Origin of the sequence: Rhizobium pisi, from assembly GCF_003938655.1 — a bacterium.
Taxonomy (GTDB): domain Bacteria; phylum Pseudomonadota; class Alphaproteobacteria; order Rhizobiales; family Rhizobiaceae; genus Rhizobium; species Rhizobium pisi.
This window is the reverse complement of record NZ_RJJT01000009.1, coordinates 179724-201765: the sequence shown is the minus strand read 5'-3', so window position 1 is coordinate 201765 and position 22042 is coordinate 179724. Positions and strand designations below refer to the sequence as shown.

General features: G+C 62.2%; 17 protein-coding genes. 11 read left to right on the top strand and 6 right to left on the bottom strand.

Features of this window, described 5'->3' with window-relative positions; all coding sequences use genetic code 11:
- Positions 1–145 precede the first annotated feature (145 nt).
- On the bottom strand, positions 146–478 hold the full coding sequence (locus EFD55_RS14755) for a hypothetical protein (RefSeq protein ID WP_125845874.1): 333 nt from the start codon (positions 476–478) through the stop codon (positions 146–148).
- Positions 479–744: 266 nt separating this feature from the next.
- Between EFD55_RS14755 and EFD55_RS14750 the strand changes: the two genes are divergently transcribed.
- Positions 745–1557: a UDP-2,3-diacylglucosamine diphosphatase gene (locus tag EFD55_RS14750; RefSeq protein WP_125845794.1), complete on the top strand. Its 813-nt coding sequence runs from the start codon at positions 745–747 to the stop codon at positions 1555–1557.
- Between the two features lie 164 nt (positions 1558–1721).
- Entirely contained in the window at positions 1722–2939 is a 1218-nt protein-coding gene (locus tag EFD55_RS14745) for an MFS transporter (RefSeq protein ID WP_125845793.1), read from the top strand.
- Here the strand turns inward: EFD55_RS14745 and dgcA are convergent.
- On the bottom strand, positions 2891–3874 hold the full coding sequence (dgcA, locus tag EFD55_RS14740; protein ID WP_125845792.1) for an N-acetyl-D-Glu racemase DgcA: 984 nt from the start codon (positions 3872–3874) through the stop codon (positions 2891–2893). The genes EFD55_RS14745 and dgcA overlap by 49 nt on opposite strands.
- 99 nt (positions 3875–3973) lie before the next feature.
- On the opposite strand from dgcA, the gene EFD55_RS14735 reads away from it, so the two are divergent.
- The 5 genes from EFD55_RS14735 to EFD55_RS14715 all read left to right on the top strand — a co-directional run bounded on the left by EFD55_RS14735 (position 3974) and on the right by EFD55_RS14715 (position 9401).
- Positions 3974–5143 carry an MlaE family lipid ABC transporter permease subunit gene (locus tag EFD55_RS14735; protein ID WP_183736720.1) on the top strand — a complete coding sequence of 390 codons (1170 nt, stop codon included), beginning with the start codon at positions 3974–3976 and terminating at the stop codon, positions 5141–5143.
- A gap of 1 nt (position 5144) precedes the next feature.
- Positions 5145–5984, top strand: a complete 840-nt coding sequence (locus EFD55_RS14730; protein WP_125845790.1) for an ABC transporter ATP-binding protein — start codon at positions 5145–5147, stop codon at positions 5982–5984.
- A gap of 9 nt (positions 5985–5993) precedes the next feature.
- Positions 5994–7364: an MlaD family protein gene (locus EFD55_RS14725; RefSeq protein WP_125845789.1), complete on the top strand. Its 1371-nt coding sequence runs from the start codon at positions 5994–5996 to the stop codon at positions 7362–7364.
- Between the two features lie 25 nt (positions 7365–7389).
- Entirely contained in the window at positions 7390–8001 is a 612-nt protein-coding gene (locus EFD55_RS14720) for an ABC-type transport auxiliary lipoprotein family protein (RefSeq protein WP_125845788.1), read from the top strand.
- Positions 8002–8147: 146 nt separating this feature from the next.
- A complete protein-coding gene (locus tag EFD55_RS14715; RefSeq protein WP_125845787.1) occupies positions 8148–9401 on the top strand; it encodes a sensor domain-containing diguanylate cyclase in 1254 nt (417 codons plus the stop codon).
- 14 nt (positions 9402–9415) lie between these two features.
- Here the strand turns inward: EFD55_RS14715 and EFD55_RS14710 are convergent, their stop codons facing one another.
- Complete coding sequence (locus EFD55_RS14710) at positions 9416–10291, bottom strand: D-alanyl-D-alanine carboxypeptidase family protein (RefSeq protein WP_125845786.1); 876 nt, start codon at positions 10289–10291, stop codon at positions 9416–9418.
- 370 nt (positions 10292–10661) lie between these two features.
- On the opposite strand from EFD55_RS14710, the gene EFD55_RS14705 reads away from it, so the two are divergent.
- On the top strand, positions 10662–11411 hold the full coding sequence (locus EFD55_RS14705) for an aminoacyl--tRNA ligase-related protein (RefSeq protein ID WP_125845785.1): 750 nt from the start codon (positions 10662–10664) through the stop codon (positions 11409–11411).
- A 117-nt stretch (positions 11412–11528) separates the two neighbouring features.
- Positions 11529–12047, top strand: a complete 519-nt coding sequence (locus tag EFD55_RS14700; protein WP_125845784.1) for a P-loop nucleotide/nucleoside kinase family protein — start codon at positions 11529–11531, stop codon at positions 12045–12047.
- A 68-nt stretch (positions 12048–12115) separates the two neighbouring features.
- Here the strand turns inward: EFD55_RS14700 and EFD55_RS14695 are convergent, their stop codons facing one another.
- Together EFD55_RS14695 and EFD55_RS14690 are read right to left on the bottom strand one after the other, a co-directional pair.
- Positions 12116–12676, bottom strand: a complete 561-nt coding sequence (locus tag EFD55_RS14695) for a cysteine hydrolase family protein (RefSeq protein ID WP_125845783.1) — start codon at positions 12674–12676, stop codon at positions 12116–12118.
- A gap of 123 nt (positions 12677–12799) precedes the next feature.
- Positions 12800–19645, bottom strand: coding sequence for an apolipoprotein A-IV repeat region-like domain-containing protein (locus tag EFD55_RS14690; protein WP_125845782.1), 6846 nt, complete (start codon positions 19643–19645; stop codon positions 12800–12802).
- A gap of 462 nt (positions 19646–20107) precedes the next feature.
- On the opposite strand from EFD55_RS14690, the gene EFD55_RS14685 reads away from it, so the two are divergent.
- Both EFD55_RS14685 and EFD55_RS14680 read left to right on the top strand, forming a co-directional pair.
- Positions 20108–20479 carry an Hpt domain-containing protein gene (locus EFD55_RS14685; protein ID WP_125845781.1) on the top strand — a complete coding sequence of 124 codons (372 nt, stop codon included), beginning with the start codon at positions 20108–20110 and terminating at the stop codon, positions 20477–20479.
- Positions 20480–20679: 200 nt separating this feature from the next.
- Positions 20680–21000: a 2Fe-2S iron-sulfur cluster-binding protein gene (locus EFD55_RS14680; protein WP_003540151.1), complete on the top strand. Its 321-nt coding sequence runs from the start codon at positions 20680–20682 to the stop codon at positions 20998–21000.
- Between the two features lie 324 nt (positions 21001–21324).
- On the opposite strand, the gene EFD55_RS14675 is transcribed toward EFD55_RS14680, so the two are convergent.
- Positions 21325–21951, bottom strand: coding sequence for a DUF922 domain-containing Zn-dependent protease (locus EFD55_RS14675; protein ID WP_125845780.1), 627 nt, complete (start codon positions 21949–21951; stop codon positions 21325–21327).
- Between the last annotated feature and the right edge of the window lie 91 nt (positions 21952–22042).

Below are 22042 nucleotides of genomic sequence, written 5' to 3'. Positions count from 1 at the left end.
TGACCCACAGGGCAACATTGCCGGCAGGATAGAAAGGGTCGAAGCGCTTGGTCTCCGCTCGCCCGACCGTCCTGATGGTCTTTTGCGTCGAGTGAGAGCGAGACGTTCCGGGTTCTCGCTCTGCTTTGCATGACCTTCCTAGATATCAGCGGCCTTGAAAGATCTTAATGAGCTTTGGTGTGAACCGGTGCGCCTTAATATCTAGGAAATCTTGATAGTTGGCGCGACCGGAGGTTATGGCCGCCAGATACCGCTGGCAGGCAACCCTCGGAGCGTCCTTGTCGGAGACGTTCGTCACAATCCCGGCAACACGACGCTCATTCGCATCGAAACCCTTTGAGCAGTCCTTGATGACTTCATTTCTCGCTCTCGCGCTGCCCTGCAGCAGCGTGACGGTCGCATCGTAGTCCTGCTGCGTCGGTACGCAGCCTGTAAGCAGTGCCATAGACATCATTATCGTCGCGGTGCGGGCGCGCATCATCAATTCCCCCGGTTAAGCCTCAATCGGCACTTGCTGTTAATTTGATTCTCGCTATGCGGGAAAAATCATGAGCCTGTCAACATGATCGGATCGTTGGTCGTTGATGTTGCGAGCTTCACTGCCGACCGGGTCCGGCCGGGATTATCTCTACGGAATGGACAGGTTTGCAGGGCTTTTCCCCAGCTTGTCATCTTCCTGAAACACGAGTCTGGTTTTGGAAGGCTAGATGAAAGATGGGACATGAGCCGTAGCTCGTGACAGACATGATGGAACCCAGACATTTCCGCACGCTCTTCATTTCCGATGTCCATCTCGGCTCGAAGGCCGCGAAGGCCGATTTCCTGCTGGACTTCCTGCGCTACCACGAAGCCGATACGATCGTGCTCGTCGGCGACATCATCGACGGCTGGCGCCTGAAGCGCAGTTGGTACTGGCCGCAGGTTTGCAACGACGTCGTCCAGAAGGTGCTTCGCAAGGCGCGCAAGGGCACACGCGTCGTCTACATCCCTGGCAATCATGACGAATTCCTGCGCGATTTCCCGGGCATGCATTTCGGCGGCATCGAGGTCGTCGAGCGCATGATCCATGACGGCGCCGACGGCAAGAAATACCTAATCCTGCACGGCGATGGATTCGACGTCGTCGTCCGCAACGCCCGCTTGCTCGCCTATCTCGGCGACTGGGCCTACGATACGGCGATCCGCATCAACATTTTGCTGGCGGCCGTGCGCCGTCGTCTCGGCATGCCCTACTGGTCGTTCTCGGCCTGGGCCAAGCTGCAGGTCAAGCATGCCGTCAACTTCATCGGCGAGTTCGAGCGTGTCGTGGCCGAAGAGGCCCGCAAGAGCGGCGCCGACGGCGTGATCTGCGGCCATATCCACCATGCCGTCATCCAGGATATGGACGGCATTCGCTACATCAACACCGGCGACTGGGTGGAAAGCTGCACTGCGGTGGCCGAACATGAGGACGGCACGTTCGAACTGATCACCTGGCGCGCGCTCGCCAGCGCCGTGCCGGCGCTTGCCGCCATCGAGATGCATGACGAGGGCGAACTGGCTCCGCAGGCTGCGTGATTTTGGCGCCGGCGCGTCCGCGGCGGCACTCCAGCAATTTAGCCGTTACCGTCAGGTGACAGGCCCTATTTATTTTCTAAAACGTTTCAGGAAGGCTATTTCTCGCAATAGTCGCCCCCGGGGTGGTGTGTTAGGACAGCGGCCAGTTTCCTTCAGGTCCAGCCATGATTCCCGCTCAACATTCCCCGAGTGAGGGAGCGCCGCCGCGCTTCCGGTTGCTCAGCGCGCTTTCCTATTGCGCACCGCTGCTCGTCAATGGCATCGTCCTGCCGTTCTTTCCCGTCTGGCTCGCAACCCACAGCTTCAGCGATCACGAGATCGGCATCATCCTTGCCATACCGATGGTGGTGCGCGTGCTGGTGGCGCCTGTCGTCGCCATGATCGCCGACCGTCTGAAGGAGCGCGCCGACGTGCTGCTCTGGTCGGGCGGACTGTCGCTGCTGACGGCGATCGCGCTCTACTGGACGACGAGTTTCTGGCCGGTGGCGATCGTCTTCGCGCTTCAGGGCGCCACCTTCGCGCCCTATCTGCCCGTCGTCGAATCGATCGTCATTTCGGGCGTGCGCCGCTGGGGGCTCGATTACGGGTCGATGCGCGTCTGGGGCTCGATCGCCTTCATCGTCTCGACCCTCGTCGGCGGCCAGCTGATCAGCCGGTGGGGCGGCAGCATGGTGCTTGCCGTCATGGTGTTCGGTTTTGGCATGACCGTCGTCATGGCGATCTTCTGTCCGCGCATCGGACCGACACGGCGGCGCGGCCAGCCGATCGACCTTCCCGCCGCCACCGGCAGCGGTTTGCGCGAGCCGCATTTGCTGCTGCTCCTGATCGGTGTCGCCATCCAGCAGTCGAGCCATGCCGTGCTCAACGCTTTTTCCTCGATCTATTGGCATCAGCTCGGCTTTTCCGGCACGGAGGTCGGCCTGCTTTGGAGCGCCGGCGTCGCTTCGGAGGTGACGGTGTTCTTCCTGTCGAAGCGGCTCAACCGGCGCTTCGACGCCTGGACGCTGATTCGCTTCGGCTGCGCCGTCAGCGTCTGCCGCTGGATCCTGTTTCCCATGAATACGGGCTTTGCCGGGTTCTTCCTGCTGCAATGCTTCCACGGCTTCACCTATGCCTTCGTGCATACGGGCGTGCAGCGACGGATCGTGGCGACGGTGCAGGAGACGAAGGAATCCTCGGCGCAGGGCGCCTATTTCTTCTATGTCGGCATGGCGATGGGGCTGATGACCATCGCGTCGGGTTATCTCTACGCCTGGCTGGGCGTCGTCAGCTATTACGTCATGGCGCTGATTGCGCTTTCCGGCCTCGGCCTCGTCATCTCAGCTTACTACCTTCAGCCCCAGAGGCTGCTTTCAGGCGGAAAAACCAGGGAAGCGGCGTAGCGCAGGCCGGGCTCGCGGTCGCGGGCCAGCAGCAGCGGACCGTCGAGATCCACGAAATCGGCATTCTGGGCGAGCAGCACGGCTGGCGCCATGGCAAGAGAGGTGCCGACCATGCAGCCGATCATGATGGCAAAACCGAGCCGCTCGGCTTCGGCTTTCATCGCCAATGCCTCTGTCAACCCGCCCGTTTTGTCGAGCTTGATATTGATCGCGTCGTAGCGGTCGGCAAGGCTTGCGAGATCACCGGTGTGATGGACGCTCTCGTCGGCGCAGACGAGGAGCGGGCGGCGGATTTCGGCAAGCAGGGCATCGCGGCCGGCCGGCAGCGGCTGCTCGACAAGGGCGACGCCGGCTTGCGCCGCGATATTCAGGTGACGTTCCAGCACCGCCTCCGGCCAACCCTCATTGGCGTCGAGGATGATTGCGGCATCGGGTGCGGCGGCGCGGACGGCGCGGATGCGGCTTTCATCGTCGCCGGTTCCGACCTTGACCTTCAGCAGTGCGCGGTCGGCATGTTCGCGCGCCTGCGCGGCCATCACCTCCGGCTCGCCGAGCGAGATGGTGTAGGCTGTCGTGAGCGGCTTTAGAGCGTCGAGGCCGAGGCGGGCGGCGACGGTTTGGCCTGTCTGTTTGGCTTCGAGATCCCAGAGCGCGCAATCGACGGCGTTGCGAGCCGCACCCGGCGGCATCGCCGACAAGAGATCACGGCGCGAAATGCCGGCCTCAACAAGCGGCCGCGCCGCCTCGATCTGGGCGAAAACGCTCTCCATGGTCTCGCGGTAGCGGCGGTAGGGCACGCATTCGCCAAGCCCCTGCGCCCCGTTTTCGGCGAGCATGCAGGTGATGACCTCAGCTTCGGTCTTTGCTCCGCGCGAGATGGTGAAGGTCCCGGCAATCGGAAAGGAATTCATCTGGATATCGAGGGTGCGCGGCATTATTGCTATCCTGCGAGCATGGAAATTGGACGTTGCTTCTGTATATTGACGCGCCGGACGAACGATCGTTTCCGCGATTCGGCAATGTCACTGTAAGCCTTGAGAGACACAAGTATCTTGAACGCCGAGAATCGCAACGCCGCCTCGCTTGACGTGGACGACCATGCCGATGGTTCGGGGCAGCATGTGCGTCTTCGCGGCAACTGGCGTAGCGCCTATGTGCATTTCGTGCTGCGCGATTTGGAAAAGCTGCTGCACCAGAAGGCCGGCGACCTGACGGTCGACCTCTCCGATATATCAGATATCGACACCGCCGGCATCTGGCTCCTGTGCCGGTTGAGAAAGGAAGAGGAGGCGGCCGGGCGCGCGGTTCGCTTCGTCGGTACCAATCCGCATATCGACGAAATGCTGGTGATGTTTTCCGAGGAGCCTGCTAAGGCCGAGCCGGAGCAGAAGGAAAAGGTCTCGCTTGTCGCGCGCATTTTCGCGCCTGTGGGCAAGATGACCTACGACGTCTGGGATAATTTCGCCGCCGCCATGTATATCCTGGGTTCGGCGGTGCGCGGCGCGCAGATGAAGTTTGGCCGCGGCAGCGGTGTTTCGCCGGCTTCGATCGTCAACCAGATCGACCGCATGGGCGTCCGCGCCGTTCCGATCATCCTGCTGATGTCGTTTCTGATCGGGGCGATCATCGCCCAGCAGGGCGCCTTCCAGCTACGGTATTTCGGCGCTGAGGTTTTCGTCGTCGATCTCGTCGGCATCCTGCAATTGCGCGAAATCGGTGTGCTTCTGACCTCGATCATGATTGCCGGCCGGTCCGGCAGCGCGATCACTGCCGAAATCGGCTCGATGAAGATGCGCGAGGAGATCGACGCGCTGAAAGTGATGGGGCTGAACCCGATCGGCGTCTTGATCTTCCCGCGGCTGGTGGCACTGACGATTGCGCTGCCGCTTCTGACGGTGCTGGCGAATTTCGCATCGCTTGCGGGGGCTGCCGGCGTGGCTTGGGGGTATTCCGGCATCACCTTCGCCAACTTCCTGTCGCGCCTGCATGAGGCGGTGACGCTGTCGACGGTCCTGTCGGGCATGATCAAGGCGCCGTTCATGGCGCTCGTCATCGGGATCGTCGCGGCGGTCGAAGGGTTGAAGGTCGGCGGCAGTGCCGAGTCGCTCGGTCAGCACGTGACGGCCGCGGTGGTGAAGGCGATTTTCGTCGTCATCCTGATGGACGGGCTTTTTGCGATGTTCTATGCAGCGATCGACTTCTAGCATGGCGGGCGGCGTGAACGAGCAACCGATCGAAAGCGAAGGACAGGGCAGGGATGTCGTGCTTTCGGCGCGCGACGTCACGGTCGCCTTTGGCCCGAAGGTGGTGCTCGACAATCTGAACCTTGATATCTATCGCGGCGAGATCCTCGGATTCGTCGGCGCGTCCGGCACCGGCAAATCGGTGCTGATGCGCACGGTGCTGCGGCTACTGCCGCGCCGCTCCGGCACGATCAAGATCCTCGGCCAGGATTTCGACGAACTCGACGAACCGCAGCGCAACGCACTCGACATGCGGCTCGGCGTGCTGTTCCAGCAGGGGGCGCTGTTCTCGTCGCTGACGGTGAAGGAAAATATCCAGGTGCCGATGCGCGAATATCTCGACCTGCCGCGCTCGCTGATGGACGAACTGGCGCATCTGAAGATCCGCATGGTGGGCTTGGCGGCTGACGCTGCCGACAAATACCCTTCGGAACTGTCAGGCGGCATGATCAAGCGCGCAGCCCTTGCCCGCGCTCTGGCGCTCGATCCGGAACTGGTTTTCCTGGACGAGCCGACCTCGGGTCTCGATCCCATCGGCGCGGCCGAATTCGACGAACTGATCGCCAACCTGCGCGATAGTCTGGGACTGACCGTGTATATGGTGACGCATGACCTCGACAGCCTGTTTTCGGTCTGCGACCGTATTGCCGTGCTTGGAAAGAAGCGGGTAATGGTGGAAGGCACGATCGACGACATGCTGGCCTATGACGATTCGTGGGTGCAGGCTTACTTCAAAGGCAAGCGGGCGCGGTCGATCGTACCGCGGAACGATGGCGCGCAGCACGGCAGCAGCGGGAAGTGACCGGATAAGATGGAAACCAAAGCCAATTATACGATTGTCGGTTTTTTCACGGTGCTGGTGATCGCGGCGGCCTTCGGCTTCGTCTACTGGATGGCCGAATATGGCCGCGGCGGCCCGATGACGGAGCTGATCGTGCGCATTCCGGGTTCCGCCAACGGCCTCAGCGTCGGTTCGCCGGTGCGCTTCAACGGCATCCAGGTGGGCTCGGTGCAGACGCTGTCGATCGATGCCGATGATCCGCAATATTCGCTGGCTTTCACTCAGGTGCGCACCGATGCGCCGATCTACCCTTCGACGAAGGCCGCTCTTGAAATCCAGGGCTTGACGGGAGCTGCCTATATCGAACTGTCAGGCGGCCGCAAGGGCGAGGAAAGTATCCTCCAACATGCGATCGACAACGGCAAACGCGCCGTCATCGTCGCCGACCAGTCGAGCGTCACCAACCTGCTGGCGACCGCCGACAAGATCCTCGACCGCGCCAACGATGCGGTCGGCGATCTTCAGGGCTTCATCCAGGATTCGCGCGGGCCGCTGACCGAGACCTTCAAGAATGCCGAGACCTTCTCGGATGCGCTTGCCAAGAATTCCGACAATATCGACTCTTTCCTGCAGAGCGTCGGCGAGCTCTCCAATACGGTGAAGGCAGTCTCCGGCCGTGTCGACTCGACGCTTCAAGCTGTGGAATCACTGGTGAAGGCGGTCGATGCTCAAAAGATCGACCATATCGTCTCCAATGCCGAGAAGATCACCGCCAACGTCGCCGATGCCTCCGGCGACCTCAAGGGCGCGATCCAGAAGTTCGACGAAACGGCCACGACCTTCAACGATTTCGGCAAGCAGGCGCAGGCGACCCTCGACCGCGTCGACACGCTCGTCGCCCAGATCGATCCGGCCAAGATCAAGGGCTCGGTCGACGATATCTCGCAGGCGACCAAGGATGCACGCGTGGCCGTCGCCTCGATCCGCGACGTCGCCAACACGGTTTCGGCGCGCCAGAAAGATATCGACCAGACGATCCAGGACGTGTCGCAGCTTGCCAACAAGCTGAACTCGGCCTCGACCCGCATCGACGGCATTCTCATCAAGGTCGACGCGCTGCTCGGCACCGACAATACGCAATCGCTGTTTACCGAAGCGCGCGATACGCTTGAGTCCTTCAAGAAGGTCGCCGACAATCTGAATTCACGGATCGGCCCGATCGCCGACAATCTGCAGAAATTCTCGAGCGGCGGCTTGCGTGACGTGCAGACGCTCGTCAACGACATGCGCGGAACCGTCAGCAATCTGAACGATACGATCACCAACTTCGACCGCAATCCGCAACGCCTGATCTTCGGCGGGGAGACGGTCAAGCAATATGACGGCCGGACGCGGCGTTAACAGGGGAAGTCAGGGGTAGCCTAATATGGTCGCATCGCATCTGTTGTCGCGCCGTTCATGGATCAGGGGAACGGTGATCGCGCTGCCGCTGACGGCGCTGATCCTTTCCGGGTGCGGCACGTCGGCCAAGAACGACACCTACGACCTGTCCGCCGCCGTCGATGGCGACGGACCCGCGGCCAAATCCCGCCAGATCCTGATTGCCGGCCCGACGGCGCTGAAGGCGCTCGACAGCGAGCAGATCCTGATCCGCGTTTCGCCCTCGGAAATCCAGTATCTCTCTCGCGCGCAATGGGGCGACAAGCTGCCGCGCATGGTGCAGTCCAAGCTGGTGGAGGCTTTCGAGAATTCCGGCAAACTCGGCGGCGTCGGCATGCCGGGGCAGGGACTGGCGATCGACTACCAGGTCGTCACCGATATCCGTTCCTTCGAGATCGACGCTTCGAGCGGCAACCAGGCAGTGGTCGAAATCTCCGCCAAGATTCTCAACGACCGCAACGGCTCCGTGCGCGCCCAGAAGGTGTTCCGCGCCATGGCGCCGGCAGGCGGTGGTAATGACGGCTTCGTCAAGGGTCTCGACCGCGCCTTCTCCACCGTTGTCTCCGAGATCGTCAGCTGGACGCTGCGTTCAATCTGAACTGGAATTCTGCGGCCGCCTCGCAAATATCGAGGGTTGTCAAATCCGGAAAATGTTTGCCTCCGTGGCGTAAGGCTGCCATCGTATTCAAATTCTTCATGAATTTGTGGAACGCATCATATGGTCCCATTTCAGGAGAATGCGGCATGGTGGTTGCGCGAGTATTCGGGAAATCGTCACCGGAAGCGATCCAGCGCGAAAATGATCGGCTGGCGGCGCTGCAACAACTCGATCTCCTCGACACGCCTAGGGACGAAGGCTTCGAACGGATCGTACGCCTGATAAAGCAGATATTCTCCGTCGACATCGGCATCGTATCGCTGATCGATGCGCATCGGCAATGGTACAAGGCCTGCTCCGGTTTTTCGGCCGACGAGGTATCGCTTGAAGACACGTTCTGCCGCTGCGTGGTGGATTGTGACGAGCCTGTTATCGTGCTGGATGCCACCAAGGATTTTCGCTTTTCGAAACATCCTTCGGTGACGGGCGAGGGCCATATTCGCTTTTATGCCGGCGTGCCGCTGAGAACGAAGACCGGGCACATGATCGGAACGGTATGCGCGATCGACCGCAGGCCAAGATCGTTCAACAGCAAAGATCTCGCCATTCTCACGGAACTGGCGGGGGCTGCGATGGACCGCATCGAGATCATGCAATCTGCCGCCACCGACGGCCTGACGGAGGCGATGACGCGCCGCGCCTTCAAGCAGGAAGCCGATCAGCTGATTTCGCTCGCCTTGCGGCACCAGCATGATCTTTCATGCATCGTCTTCGATATCGACCATTTCAAGCAGGTGAACGATACGCACGGACATGCCGCCGGTGACGAGGTTCTGAAGGCCGTCGCCTCGATCTGCAAGACGGTCCTTCGTGTCGGCGATCTGTTTGGCCGTATCGGTGGCGAGGAATTCGCCGTCATCCTTCCGCATGTCGATCGGGAAGGAGCGGCCGCGGTCGCCGAAAAGCTCCGAGCCGCCATCGCCTCTGAACCCATTTTCGGCGATCATGGCGCTCTGAATGTCACGGCCAGCCTTGGAACATCGGCTCTTTCTATTGTCAGCAAGGATATCGAGACCCTGCTCGCCCAGGCGGATGCCGCCATGTATCAGGCAAAGCACGGCGGACGGAATCGCTGCATGTCCTGGAGTTCGATTCATGCCGATCATGCCATCGGCGCTCGACGGCGGGTGCTGAAGGCGGGCTCGATCATGTTCAACGACCGGCGCTCGACCATCGACTGCACCGTCAAATCCCTCGGTTCGGAGAGTGCCGGCCTTTCAGTCTCGAATACGGCAGGCATTCCCCCGGAATTCATTCTCGCCATCAAAGGGGAAGGCTTCGAGACGAGTTGCAGGGTGATTTCGCAAGACCGGCAACATCTGGAAGTGGCTTTCCGATAGACGGGGATAGCGACTTATTTCGTCGGCTGTGTATCGGTCATCGTCGCGCCCGGCTGGCCGCCTGCGGTTGCGGAAGCGGTGGCGGCCGATGACGACGGCAGGTAGCTGTCGAGCAGGCCTGCCATCTTGTCGTCGCGGATGCTGGCGGTTTTTTCGCCCATGACGACGCCGACTACGCGGCGGCCATCCTTCAGGGCAGATGTCACGACATTATAGCCTGAGGCATCGGTGTAACCGGTCTTGATGCCGTCGACGCCGTCATAGCGATACATGAGATTGTTGTGGCCACGTAGCTTCATGCCACGGAACTGGAAACCGCGCATGGAGAAGAGTTTGAATTCCTCTGGGAAATCCCGCATCAGCGAAACGCCGAGGGTCGCCATATCGCGCGCCGTCGTGACCTGCTCCGGATCGGGAAGGCCCGACGGGTTCTTGAAGACCGTATCCTTCATACCGAGCTGGTGCGCCTTGTCGGTCATCGCTTTGGCGAAAACCTCTTCGGAGCCGCCAAGCTGCTCGGCAATCGCCACAGCCGAATCATTGGCAGACAGCACGACAATGCTTTCGACCGCTTCACGCAGCGTCACCTTGCGGCCGGCGCCGATGGCAAGCTTGAAGGGCTCCTTGCCCTCGGCGTTTTCCGACATGGTGAGCTTCTGATCCCACGTCATGCGTCCCTCGTGCAGGGCTTCGAAGGCAAGATAGAGCGTCATCATCTTGGTCAGCGACGCCGGATAGTTCAGCTCGTCCTGATTGGAGGCTTCAAGCACCTGACCTGACTGCGCATCCACCACGAAACTTGCCTGGCCCGCTTCAGCCAGCGAGAAAGCGCCGAGCAGGAAGGCCGATGAGAGTGCTGCGGCAAGAAGGCTGGGTATCGTCTTGGTCATCAATGTTGCTGTCTCTATCGTTTGCACGGTCGAATGAGTGTTCACCTAATTGTAGCGCATCGAAAAGGTTTGTGACGAAAAGAAGGACGGAGGGCAATAAAAAGAGACCATCCACAGCTGGTTTCCAGCGTTGCGCCGTCTTCAGTTTTGACAATGATGCGCGCCGCACGTAGAGAATTCGCTATGAGCCTGAAAAGCGCGCCTTCCTCCCGCAATGACCGCACCTGCCTGCAGGCTGCGATCGTGCGCGCTTTTGGCGGACGAGGTCTCCGCGTCCTGCTGTGACGCGCGGGCGCAATCGGCGTCCGGCGCGCTGCTGGACGTAAAGCCCCTCACCACGCCAATCAAGGTTGCCAGGGAGACAGGCACCGTGCTCAATCTTTATCATGTCAATTCGCTCGTCCATTGGGAGGAGCGCGAAATCCGTCTGCGCGATCATATGATCGACTTCTTCTCGCAAGAGGTTCGCAGCTTTCTCAGATCCGCCAATGCGGCCTGGGATGTCAGAAGGGTCGAGGCGCCGGCGCTGATGCCGCGGGCCTTGGTTTCCAGCGCCTATTCCAACGCCGATATCTGGGTGCAGGAACAGCTTTCCATCAGCGATACCGCGCTTGTGCTGAGGCCGGAGACGACGCCGTCGACTTATGCCTATATGCAGCATGTTCTCGGAAATCACTCGAAGACGCGGCTGCCGCTCTGCGTCTGGCAGGCGGGCAGGTCTTACCGCCGCGAGCAGGAGCAGCCGACGAAACACATGCGGCTGAAGGAGTTCTGGCAGCTCGAATTCCAATGCGCCTTCACAGCTGACAGCGGCAACGACTATCACGCCGCCTGCCTCGAGCCGGTGCGCCGCATGATCGCGTCGCTGATCCATCTGCCGACGCGGGTCGTCCCGTCGGACAGGCTGCCTGCCTATTCCGAGGTAACGATGGATATCGAGGTCGACAATGGCGACAAGTGGATGGAGGTCTGCTCGATCTCGCGGCGCACCGACTTTCCGCAGCGCTACCGGTCGCAGCCCAAGAAGGGAGCGGCCGTCGATCACGACGTCCTCGTGCTCGAAATCGCCATCGGTCTCGACCGGTGCGTCTATAACTGGAACATAGCGTCCGATCGATAGAGCGTGGGGAACCGGGCCGCTTAGCGGCCCCGGCTCTCTTCTTTTCTCGCCGGCGTTTCCCTACAAAGGAAGAGGCCGTTGAAGCGCCGGCGCAGATTCATGATGGAGTGACAGACCATGTTGATTATTCTTGGTGGGTTGCCGGGTAGCGGAAAAACGACCGTTGCCCGCGCGCTCGCGAGACGGCTGGGAGCCGTGCATGTGAGGGTCGACACGATCGAGCAGGCGATCAGAGCGTCAGGCGATCCTTCAATAGACATCGGCCCGGCAGGTTATGTCGTCGCTTATGGGGTTGCGGAGGATAACCTCACTCTCGGCAGCGTCGTGATCGCAGACTCGGTCAATCCATTGGAGATAACCCGCGACGCCTGGCTGGCGGTGGCGGCGCGATCCGGTGTGACCGCGGTCGAAATCGAGGTGATCTGTTCCGACAAGATCGAGCATCGCCACCGGGTCGAGACGCGGAAAACCGACGTCGAAGGTCTTATCAAACCGACGTGGCAGCAAGTCGTCGACCGAGTATACGACGACTGGGGGAATAGGCCCATCACAGTCGATACGGCTGCGAAGGATACGCAGGAGATCGTCGACGCGTTGATCGTCAGACTGGGGATTGATCGCCCGCTTCCGATTTGATGTCTATTTTTTGTGGGGCGTGCCGAGGGATTCCTCTTCTGCTCGCTGCGGCTGTGCCTGCTGGAGCTTTATGAAAAGGCAATGTCGGCGGTGGGGCGGATTTCTACCGCTGCCTTGCCTGCGTCAAAACCGTCGAGCGTTTCATTGTGGTGGGCGATAATCTCTGAGAAGGTGAGGGTCGCCGTATCGCCCGTGGTGTGACCATCGGCAATCAGCGTTACGTCATATCCGAGGAAAACGGCGCGTCTGACCGTCGTGTCGACGCAGAACTGCGACATGCAGCCGCCGATGATGAGGTGGGTGACCGACCGTTCGTTCAGGCGTTCGGCTAGATCGGTCTCGAAGAAAGAGTCGGCGCTTTTCTTGTGGACGACGACTTCGCCTTGTCGCGGAGCAATCTCCTCGCGCAGAGCCCATCCTTCCGTGCCGACGGCCAACCGATGGCTGCTGTCGCCGTCATGTTGCACCAGCACGACGGGCACGCCCGTCCGCCTCGCCTTTTCCTGGAGCGATGCAAGCCGAGCGACAGTCTCATCGAGTGCGGCATCGACATGCGGCTGGCGCTCCGGCGTGGCTTTTCCGGAGAGAATAGCATTCTGCACATCGATGATCAGCAGGGCCTTGGTCATTTCTGATGCCTCAATCAGGATGGCTCGCGGTCGCGGTCTTGCGACGAACGAAAGCCGCCTGACATGTGCGCGGCGGCTTTCTGTTCAATTCGTTTCGCCTGAGATCGCTTGTTATAAGCAGGCTCAGCTGAGCCTGCCCGCTGCGTGGGCGAGCATGGTGTAGACCTTGCCCGTATCCGAGGTGAGGTAGGACTGCGTCACCGTCCGGTTCGGATCGGTGCGGGCGACGTCGGCGAGCAGCTTTTCGAAATCACCGATATAGCGATCGACGGCGGTGCGGAACTCCGGTTCGCGGTCGTATTTGCGCTTGATCTCGTCGAAGGTCTGCTGGCCCTTCAGCGTGTAGAGGCGACGGGTGAAGACGTCGCGTTCGCCGCGCTGATAACGGCGCCAGAGATCGACCGAGGCATCGTGATCGATGGCACGGGCGATATCGACCGACAGCGAATTCAGCGATTCGACGACGTGGCGCGGATTGCGAGCGTCGTTGCTGCGCGCGGTGGGTGCGGCCGTTTCGGCCGGGCGGGCCGGGGCGCGGGCGGGCGCCTCTTCGGCGGCTTCTTCTCGCGATGCGCCGCGCAGCAGATCGCTGATCCAGCCGCCGCTTTCCGGATGGGCCGGCTCCTGGCGAGCTGTTTCCTGGCGCGCGGGTGCCGGCTGCGGGGCGGGGCGCTGGGGAGCGGCAACCGGTGCTGACGGCGCGATCGTTCCGCGCAGGCCCGTCGCTTCGATCGGCGGGCGGGCAGCCGGCTGCTGCGGCTGGGCTGCGGCCGGCTGGGCGGGACGCGGGGCCGGCTGGGCCTGGGCGAGCGAGCGAGCGGCGGGTTCGGAGATCTCGAGCTGCTGGCTGGTGCGGCCGACGAGCTGGGAGATATCCTGCAGCGCCTTGATCTGCTCCGCGACCGCCCGGCGCATGGCCGAGGCGCTTTCCTTGGCTTCCTCGGGAAGGTCGAAGGCGCCTCGCTTCAGTTCGGCGCGGGTGGCGTCGAGCTCGTTGCGGATATCGGCGGCAGAGCGACGGATATCTTCGGTGGCGCCGGAGAAGCGGCCGACTGCATCTTCCACCGCTTCGCGCAGCGCCTCGCGCATGTGCTGGGCGGCGCCGTCCGAGGCACGGCCGGCTTCGCCGAGCATACGCTCGACTTCCGACAGCGAGGCAGTAAGACCGCCGCGAATACGGTTGGAGAGATCGCCGGAGCGGCGTTCGACATTGGCGAAGGTTCCGTCGATCGTCGTATTGGCCTCGTCGCCTGCCCGAGTGATCGCCTCGCGCATCGTCTCGGCCGCCTCCTGGGCGCGCTTCTCGGTTTCGGTGAGAATGCGGCCAATATCGGTGAAGGAGGATTGTACGCCCTGGCGCAGATTGCCGGTGACCTGGTTGGAGCGCTGCTCTGCCCGCTCGAACACTGTCTCGATCATGCTGCCGAGGCCGAGCATGGTCTTTTCGATCTCTGCGGAGCGCGTAACGAGGCCGACAGAGAGCGTCTGCAGCGCGCTTTCGCGCTCTTCGAGCGTCGAGGCGAGGTTGGACTGGGCGGCGCCGAGAAGCTGCGAGGCCTGCGTCAGGACCTTGGAGTGTTCGTCGAAGCGGCCGATGATGCCCCCGACCTGTGCGAGCGTCTGGCCCGAAATGTCGGAGAGGCGATCGACCTTGCCTTCGAGAAGCCTGGTAGAGGCCGAGACCATTTCGGCGGCCTTCGTGGCAGAGTCGGCAAAGCGCGTGGTGGTGTCGCCGAGACGGCCATCGACGCTCGTCAGTTGCTCCGCGGCACGGTTCATCATCATCGCCATCGCCGCACTGCTTTCCGACATGCGCTCGACGAGGCCGTTGACGTTGGCGACCAGGCTGTTCTCGATGGCGCTGACGGCATTGGCAACATTTTCGGTGCGGGCGGCAACGGCGCTGGCAAGCGCTTCGTTTTCGGCACGCAGACGGTCGGCGCTGAGGTTGGCGGCCGCGGTGATGCGGGCGGCGGCCTGCTCGCCGGCATCCGTGTAGCGATCGAGGATCGGGCGGGCGGTCTCGTCGAGGATGCGCGTCAGTTCGACCGAGCGGCCAGCGAGCATCGAGTTGAGGTCGCGGGTGCGCTCATCGAGCACCGTGCGGATCGAGTTGCCGCGCGCTTCGAGCGCCCGGTCGATGTCGGAGAGCGTCGTATCGATCTCGCGGGCTCGTTCTTCGAGATTGGAGCGGATGGCGCTGCTGCGGGCTTCGAGCGCCCGGTCGACATCGGCCATGGTGGCGGAAATCTCGCTGCCGGCGCCCGAGAGCGTCGAGCGGATGGCGTTGCCGCGGGTTTCCAGCGACTGGCCGGCATCCGACAGCACCTTGGAGATGGCGTTGACCTGGGTGCCGACGATGGTTTCGGCTTCGGCGACCTTGTTGACGATGGCGTTGCCGGCTTCCGAGAAGGTCTGCGCGACGGCAGCGGCCTGGCTTGCCAGTCGGTTTTGCGCTTCCGACACGCGGGTGACGATCTGCGAGGAGCGCTCATCCATGGTGCGCGTGAATTCGTCGCTTTTGGCGTTGAGGTCCTCGGCGAATTGCTGGCCAGTTTTGCCAAGCAGTTCGGTGGTTCTCGTCGCTTCGCCTTCCATTCCCTGGGCGGCTTCGGCAACTGCGCTGCGCAGCGTCGAGGCGAGACCGGCGGCCTTGCCTTCGATGGTGCGGTTGACCGCATCGAGGCCGATGGTCAGGGCGCGGTCCATGGTGGAGAGGCGTTCCTCGATGCGTGCATTGCCGCGATCCAGGGTTTCGCCGAGGCTTGCCGTGCGGCCCTCGATGGCGCCCGTCAGCGTGGTGGAGCGGCTGTCCAGCGTTTCGGCCAGATTGGCGGTGCGGCTGTCGATCGCCTGGGTGAGGGTCGCGGCACTGCCTTCGAGCGTGGCCGAAATACGCCGTGTGGTGTCGTCGCTCAGCGCGCCGAGGCGGGAAATGCCGTCGGAAAGCACGCCGGAGAGCTGACCACTCACCGCTTCGACCTTTTCGGCAACGCCGCCGACGCCGTCGCGGATGCGGTTCTCGATCGCCGCAAGGCCGGATTCCACCCGCGATCCGGTTTCTTCGAAACGGCCGGTCAGGCTTTCCACAGATTGGTCGAGATGGGCCGAGAAGCTCTGGGCGGAGGTCGAGATCGCGTTTGCCGCCTCCTGGAAGCGGCCGGCGATCTGGCCGGCGCCGGCATGCATGCGGTCTTCCAACGTTTGCGCGCCGGCATCGATGGCCTGGCGGATCGCAGCCTCGCGTTCCTCCAGCGACATCTCGAGCATGCTGACGCTGGTCGCTACCGAGGTGCCGATGCTGGTCGCCTGCTCGGAGAGCGTATCGCTGATCAGAGCATGGGCCTGGTTCAACGACAGGTCGATGGCGTTGGTGCGCTCCTCGAGCGTCGTGCGGATGCGTTCATGAGCGGAGGCAAGGCCACCCTCGATGCGCGTCGCGGCCTGGTCGGCAAGGCCTCCGAGACGCGCATGGGCATCGGTCAGTCGGCCTTCGATGCGGCCGGTCAAGCCGCCGACGATATCCTCGAAGCGGGCGCTGCCGGCATCGAGAGCGCCGGCGAGAGCCGCGCTATGCTCCGAGAGCGCGTTTTCGAGCCGCTGCTGGTTGTCGGTATAGGCGTCGCGGATAGCGTCGGTCTTGTCGGCGAAGGCGCCAGCGACGCGTGCTTCGGCGCCGGCGACAGCTTCCATCATGGAGTTGCTGCGGGCTTCGAGCGCGCTGTCGAAGCGGCTCTGGTTGTCGTCGAGCGAAATGGCGAGCGCCATGGTCTTTTCGTCGAGCGCATCGGTGAGCCGGTCGTGGCTTGCCGCAACGGCGCCGACGATCGCGGCAGTACGGTGTCCCAGTGCTTCCTCCAGGCGAGCCTGGCCCTCGGTCAGCGACGCGGCGAGCGCGTTCGCCTTCTGATTGAGCACACCGTTCAGGCGTTCATGCGTGCCGGAGACGGCATTGGTGATCGCATCGGCACCGCTCGTCAGCGTCTCCTCGAGACGGCTCTGGCTCTCGTTCAGCGAGATGGCAAGCGCCATCGACCGATCGTCGAGCGTTTCGGACAGGCGGTCATGGGTGGCCGAGACCGCGTTGAGGAAGGACTCCGAGCGGGTCTCCAGCGTGTCCTGCAGGCGGCTCTGGCCCTCGTTCAGCGAGGCGGCGAGCGCCGATGCCTTCGTGTCCAAGGTTTCCGAGAGACGCTCATGCGTGCCGGAGACGGCCTTGAGGAAGGCTTCGGAGCGGGCTTCCAGCGTGCCTTCGATCTGCGACTGGCTCTCATTGAGCGAGATGGCAAGCGCCATCGCCTTCTCGTCCAGCGTCTCGGAGAGGCGGTCATGGGTACCGGAGACAGCGTTCAGCAGGGCGGCCGAACGGGTTTCCAGGGTATTCTCGATACGCGCCTGGCTCTCGCTCAAGGAAATGGCGATCGCCATTGCCTTTTCGTCGAGCGTTTCGGCAAGGCGGTCGCGCGTGCCGGAGACGGTGTTCAGCAGCGCCTCGGCGCGTGTTCCGAGTGCGTCCTCGATGCGGGCATGGCGCTCGTCGAGCGAGGTCGTAAGCGCAGCCGCCTTGCTGTCCAGCGTTTCCGACAGGCGGTCATGGGTGCCCGAGACGGCGTTGAGGAAGGCGGCAGAGCGGGTTTCGAGCGTATCCTCGATGCGGCTCTGATTTTCGTTCAAGGAGATGGCGAGCGCCATCGCCTTCTCGTCCAGCGTCTCGGAGAGGCGGTCATGGGTGCCGGAGACAGCGTTCAGAAGGGCTGCCGAACGGGTTTCCAGCGTATCCTCGATACGGGCCTGGCTTTCGTTGAGCGAAATGGCAAGTGCCATCGCCTTTTCGTCGAGCGTCTCGGCAAGACGGTCATGGGTGCCCGACACCGTGTTGATGATGGCGTCGGCGCGGGTTGCCAACGCTTCCTCGAAGCGACCGTGATGGGTGGCCAGCGCATCGACGAGCGCGCCGCCGCGCTCGGCCATCACGCTGTCGATGCGGCTGTGCGCCGTGCCGAGCGCCTCGGTGATTTCGGCTGCGCGCGCAGCAAGCACGCCGCTCAGTTCCTCCGCGCGGCCGCCGAATGCCGACGTAACCTGCTCGGTGCCGGCGGCAACGGCGCTCGTCAGATCGGTCGTGGTGGTGCGCAGCGTGTCGCGGAACTCGGCCGAGCGGGCCTGAAGATTGTTCTGCAGCTCGGAGCTGCCCGATGCAAGCGCCAGCGCGATGTCCGATGTGGCGTTCTGCAGCGCAGAGGTCAGTTCGCCGGTGCGGCTGGTGAGGGCGGTGGTAATTTCCTCCGCCCGTGCGCCGACCGTGCTTTCCAGCATTTCGTGGCCGGTGGCGAGTGCGGTCGCAAGCGCCAACGACTGGTCTGTCATCGACGAGCCGAGACGGTCAATGCCGGAACTCAGGATGCCGTCGATCGAATCCGAGCCGCCGGTCAGCGTCTCGTTGATGCGGGCGAGGCTTTCCATCAGCTTGGTGTCGAGCGAGCCGGTGCGCTTGTCGAAGGCGCTGGTGAATTCGGCGACCCTTTCGTCGAAGGCGGTCGACAGCTGGGCGACGGTCGTCTGCAGCCGCTCCTCGAAGAAGCCGGAGCGCACGTCGAGATCCATCACGGCATCGTCGGCGGTGGTCTGCAGGCTCTGGCGGAAGCTTGCGCCCTTTTCGTCGAGCGCGCTATTCAGCTTTGACAGCACGTCGTCAAGCGTGCCGCCGATAGTGCGTTCGCCCGATGTCAGGCTCTCGTTGATCTCGCGGGTGCGGGCGATCAGGATTTCGTTGAGCTGATGCGTGCGCTCGTTCAGCGCCGCGTTCAGCTTCTCGGTGCTGCTGTCCATCGTCGAGGCGCGTGTCTCGAACTGGCTGAGCAGCCTTTCGCCATGTTCGTTGAGATTGACCGAGAGCGCTTCGAGGCGGTTGTCAAATTCGGTGGCAAGCGCAAAACCGGATGCGTTGAGTGTCTGGAGCAGGCTGTCGGTCTTGGCGGCAAGTAGGCTGCCCATGGACTGCAGGGCGCTGTCGGATTTTTCCAGGATCGTCGCCGCGCGCGTATCGATCAGCGATGCGAAGGCTTCGCCCGATGTGGCGAGCCGCACCGCGATCTCCTCGGTCGCAAGCGACAGTTCTTCCTTCAACTGGTCGTGGACGCTGCCGATCGAGGTGCGGATGCGGTCGGCATGATTGACGATCGCCTCGCGCTCGGAGCCGAGTTCGTGGACGAGGCCGCGGACACGCAGCTCGTTGTCGGCATAGGAGCGCTCGAGGGCATTGACCTCGGAATGGACAAGCGTTTCCAGCTCGGAGGCGCGCGCGATAGTGCGCTCGATGCCTTCGTTCATGGCAGAGACTTCGCGACGCACGGCCTGGCCGACCGTCATGATGCGCTCGGAGGCGATGGTTTCCGGCTCCGCCAGACGAAGTGCCACCTCCGCCATGGAACGGGCGGCGTTGCGCATGTCCTGGGCGCGGGAGATCATGATGGCGAAGGCGTAGAACATCATCACGGGAATGACGATGCCGACCAGGCCGGCGATGACGCCGGGCAGGGCGACGAGATCGGCGATCGAACGGATCTGCCAGATCTGCGGTGAATAAAGCAGCGACATCAGGCCGAGGCCGGCCATGACCCAAAGTATGGAGAACAGGGTGGCGGTGCGCATCGCCGAGCGGCTGGAGGCGCCGTCGAAGGATTTCAGGATAGAGGCGGGCGTGTTGCGGCTGGCATCGTTGGCCGGCGCGAAGGCCGGAGCCCTGGAAGCCTGCTCGCCCGCAGCACTGCGGCGGTTACGGCGTTGCGCTTCTTCCTGGGCCTGCTGATTACGCGCATTCGATGGGTCAGACACATTAGCCTCCGGGGCCTCAGGCGCGCTGCCGCGGCGAGACGGCACGTTTTCCTTGCCGAAGTCGATCTGGAGCGCTTCGTCCAATGCCTTGAACGCCTTGTCCTCGATCGACTCATTATATTTGTTGTTCGCCATTCGTATGCCTCGTTACTGTCAGCCAGCCGGACACCGCATCCCGGGCTTCCGCATCACCCGGGGACAACTTTGCCGTTCCAGCCCTCCCCCCCAACGACGGACGGATAAGCATGTCATTTCAGAGTAGATAGCCGCTTTTTCAAACGGAAGGTATCAAAACACTACCATTATCCACTCACTCGGCAAAGGCGCGTACCATAAACCCGCTCCACCAGTATCGTAGTGACACATCTGGGCTCTTCACACAATTAATGAAGGCTTGAGATTCATGGCTCGTTAACCCGTTGTTAACATCTTTGAATCCGAGGAGCCGCTTAAAAACCAATAATTTAGGGATATTTAACGGACGTTAACCATGTGGCGAGATTTCCGCCCTCGCTGTGCCGGAATTTAACGTGATGGCCACCCTGTCGTCGCAGAACTGTTGCAAGTGCGGACGACAAGCGACGGGGAAATTGGCACATGGCAGCATTGAGCATCGTATTCGAGACGCCGGATAATGCAAAGGGACCGTGTCCCTCCAAGGCTCGGCCGATCGATCTGGTCCACCTCGCAAAACAGACGATGGGCGACAAAACGCTCGAAATCGAAGTCCTTCAGATGTTTGCGCGCCAGGCGCGCGCATGCCTTCAGGACATTGCGAGCGGAGAAACCAGCCGCGCCGGCGCGGCCGCGCACCGGCTGAAGGGGGCTGCAAGCTCGGTCGGCGCGTTCCGCGTGTCGGAGACGGCGGAAGCCATCGAGGAAAACGGGACCGATGCCGGCACGATGGCAGCGCTCGGCGCTGCCGTCATCGACGCCGAGAATTTCATCCTGAAGCTCTGCCGCGGCTGAGCCGCTTCCGGGCACAAAACATGAGGCCCGTTGTTTCATTGCGAAACCACGGGTCTTTTTGCGACGTCCGATATGACGCTTTGAAGACGGCGGGCAAAGGCCCGATCTGCGAGGCTATGGCCAATTTCGCCGATGTTGACTGACGCGTCGAATTATCGGAAGAAAATCCGCCCATCCATTTGAAGACCGGAATCGTCCTGATGCCCAAACTTACCATCGTCGCCTTCGACGGCACGCGCTTCGACCTCGACGTCGACCAAGGCTCCACCGTGATGGAAAACGCAGTGCGCAATTCGGTGCCCGGCATCGAGGCCGAATGCGGCGGCGCCTGCGCCTGCGCGACCTGCCACGTCTATGTCGACGAGGAGTGGACTGAGAAGGTCGGCCAGCCGGAGGCGATGGAAGAGGACATGCTCGACTTCGCCTTCGACGTGCGCCCGACGTCGCGGCTGTCCTGTCAGATCCGGATGAAGGCCGTCTATGACGGGCTTGTGGTGCACGTGCCGGAACGACAGGCCTGACGCGCGCCGCGCATCAACCGCAGTCGCTGCTCAATATCCCTACAGTACAAAAAAGACGCCTCGCGCGCTGGTGCGAGCGAGGCGAGGCGGGCGCATTACCTACGGATGAGGGAGGAACATCCGCGGCTTCGGAACGCGCCAGGAGAACCCAGCGATGAAAGTGCAGGTGCCGTACCTGAACTTTCGAATGTGTTCATATTAACGCGTTCCGGTTGAGTCTGCCAGAATGAAAAATGACCATTGAATCGCTGGGGAGGACGCAAGTTTCGCACAGGTTTCGTTGTGCAGCTAAGCTTTTTCGCTCGCAGCCTGCTTGAGAAAGCCTTATTTTTCGCCGGTTCGACCTCTGATTCGATTGTTCAGCAATCTCAGCATACGCTTCTGGAAGTTGACCGCTTCGACCCGGTCGAAGCGCGCCTGCAACTGGTCGTGCTCCTCTATACCGCGAGCTGATTCGTTGGAAACGAGCTCCTGCATGGTCTCGCAGCTGCGCTGCGGCGGCAGGGCGCGGATGGCGCGCTCCATGGAGCGGGCCTGATTGCGGGCGATCTCGGCATGGCGCTCCTCGTGACGCTTGATATCGCTCGACAGGGCATCCCAGATCATCGACAGCTCCTTGCCCGCGCCCATGCGGTTGCTCCAGCGCGGCAGGATGATCTGGGTGTGGACGGTAACCTTGACGTTGCCGATGCGGCAGCGGCCGTCGTCCTGGATATAGGTGGCCTCGCCGCCGAAACGGATCTTGGTGGCGCCGGGATGGCGTGCCGAGGAGCCGCTCGCCGTCGGGCCGCGCCGGCTGAGTTCGCGGTCCAGCTCATCCGCGGTTTTGCCGCGAATGTCGAAATAGGAATAGCTTTTCGATGCGATCACTTCAGCAGCGGCCGGCCCGCAAAGGGAAAGACCAATGGAAAAGACCATAGGAAGGACCATATAACGCACTGCAAGCGGCATTCTGAACGCAACCCGTGTTGAAATCGACGGGAGCTTGGGGCATAGCCACCGCAAGCGCAATATCGGATGACGGTTTTTTCGTCATCAATAG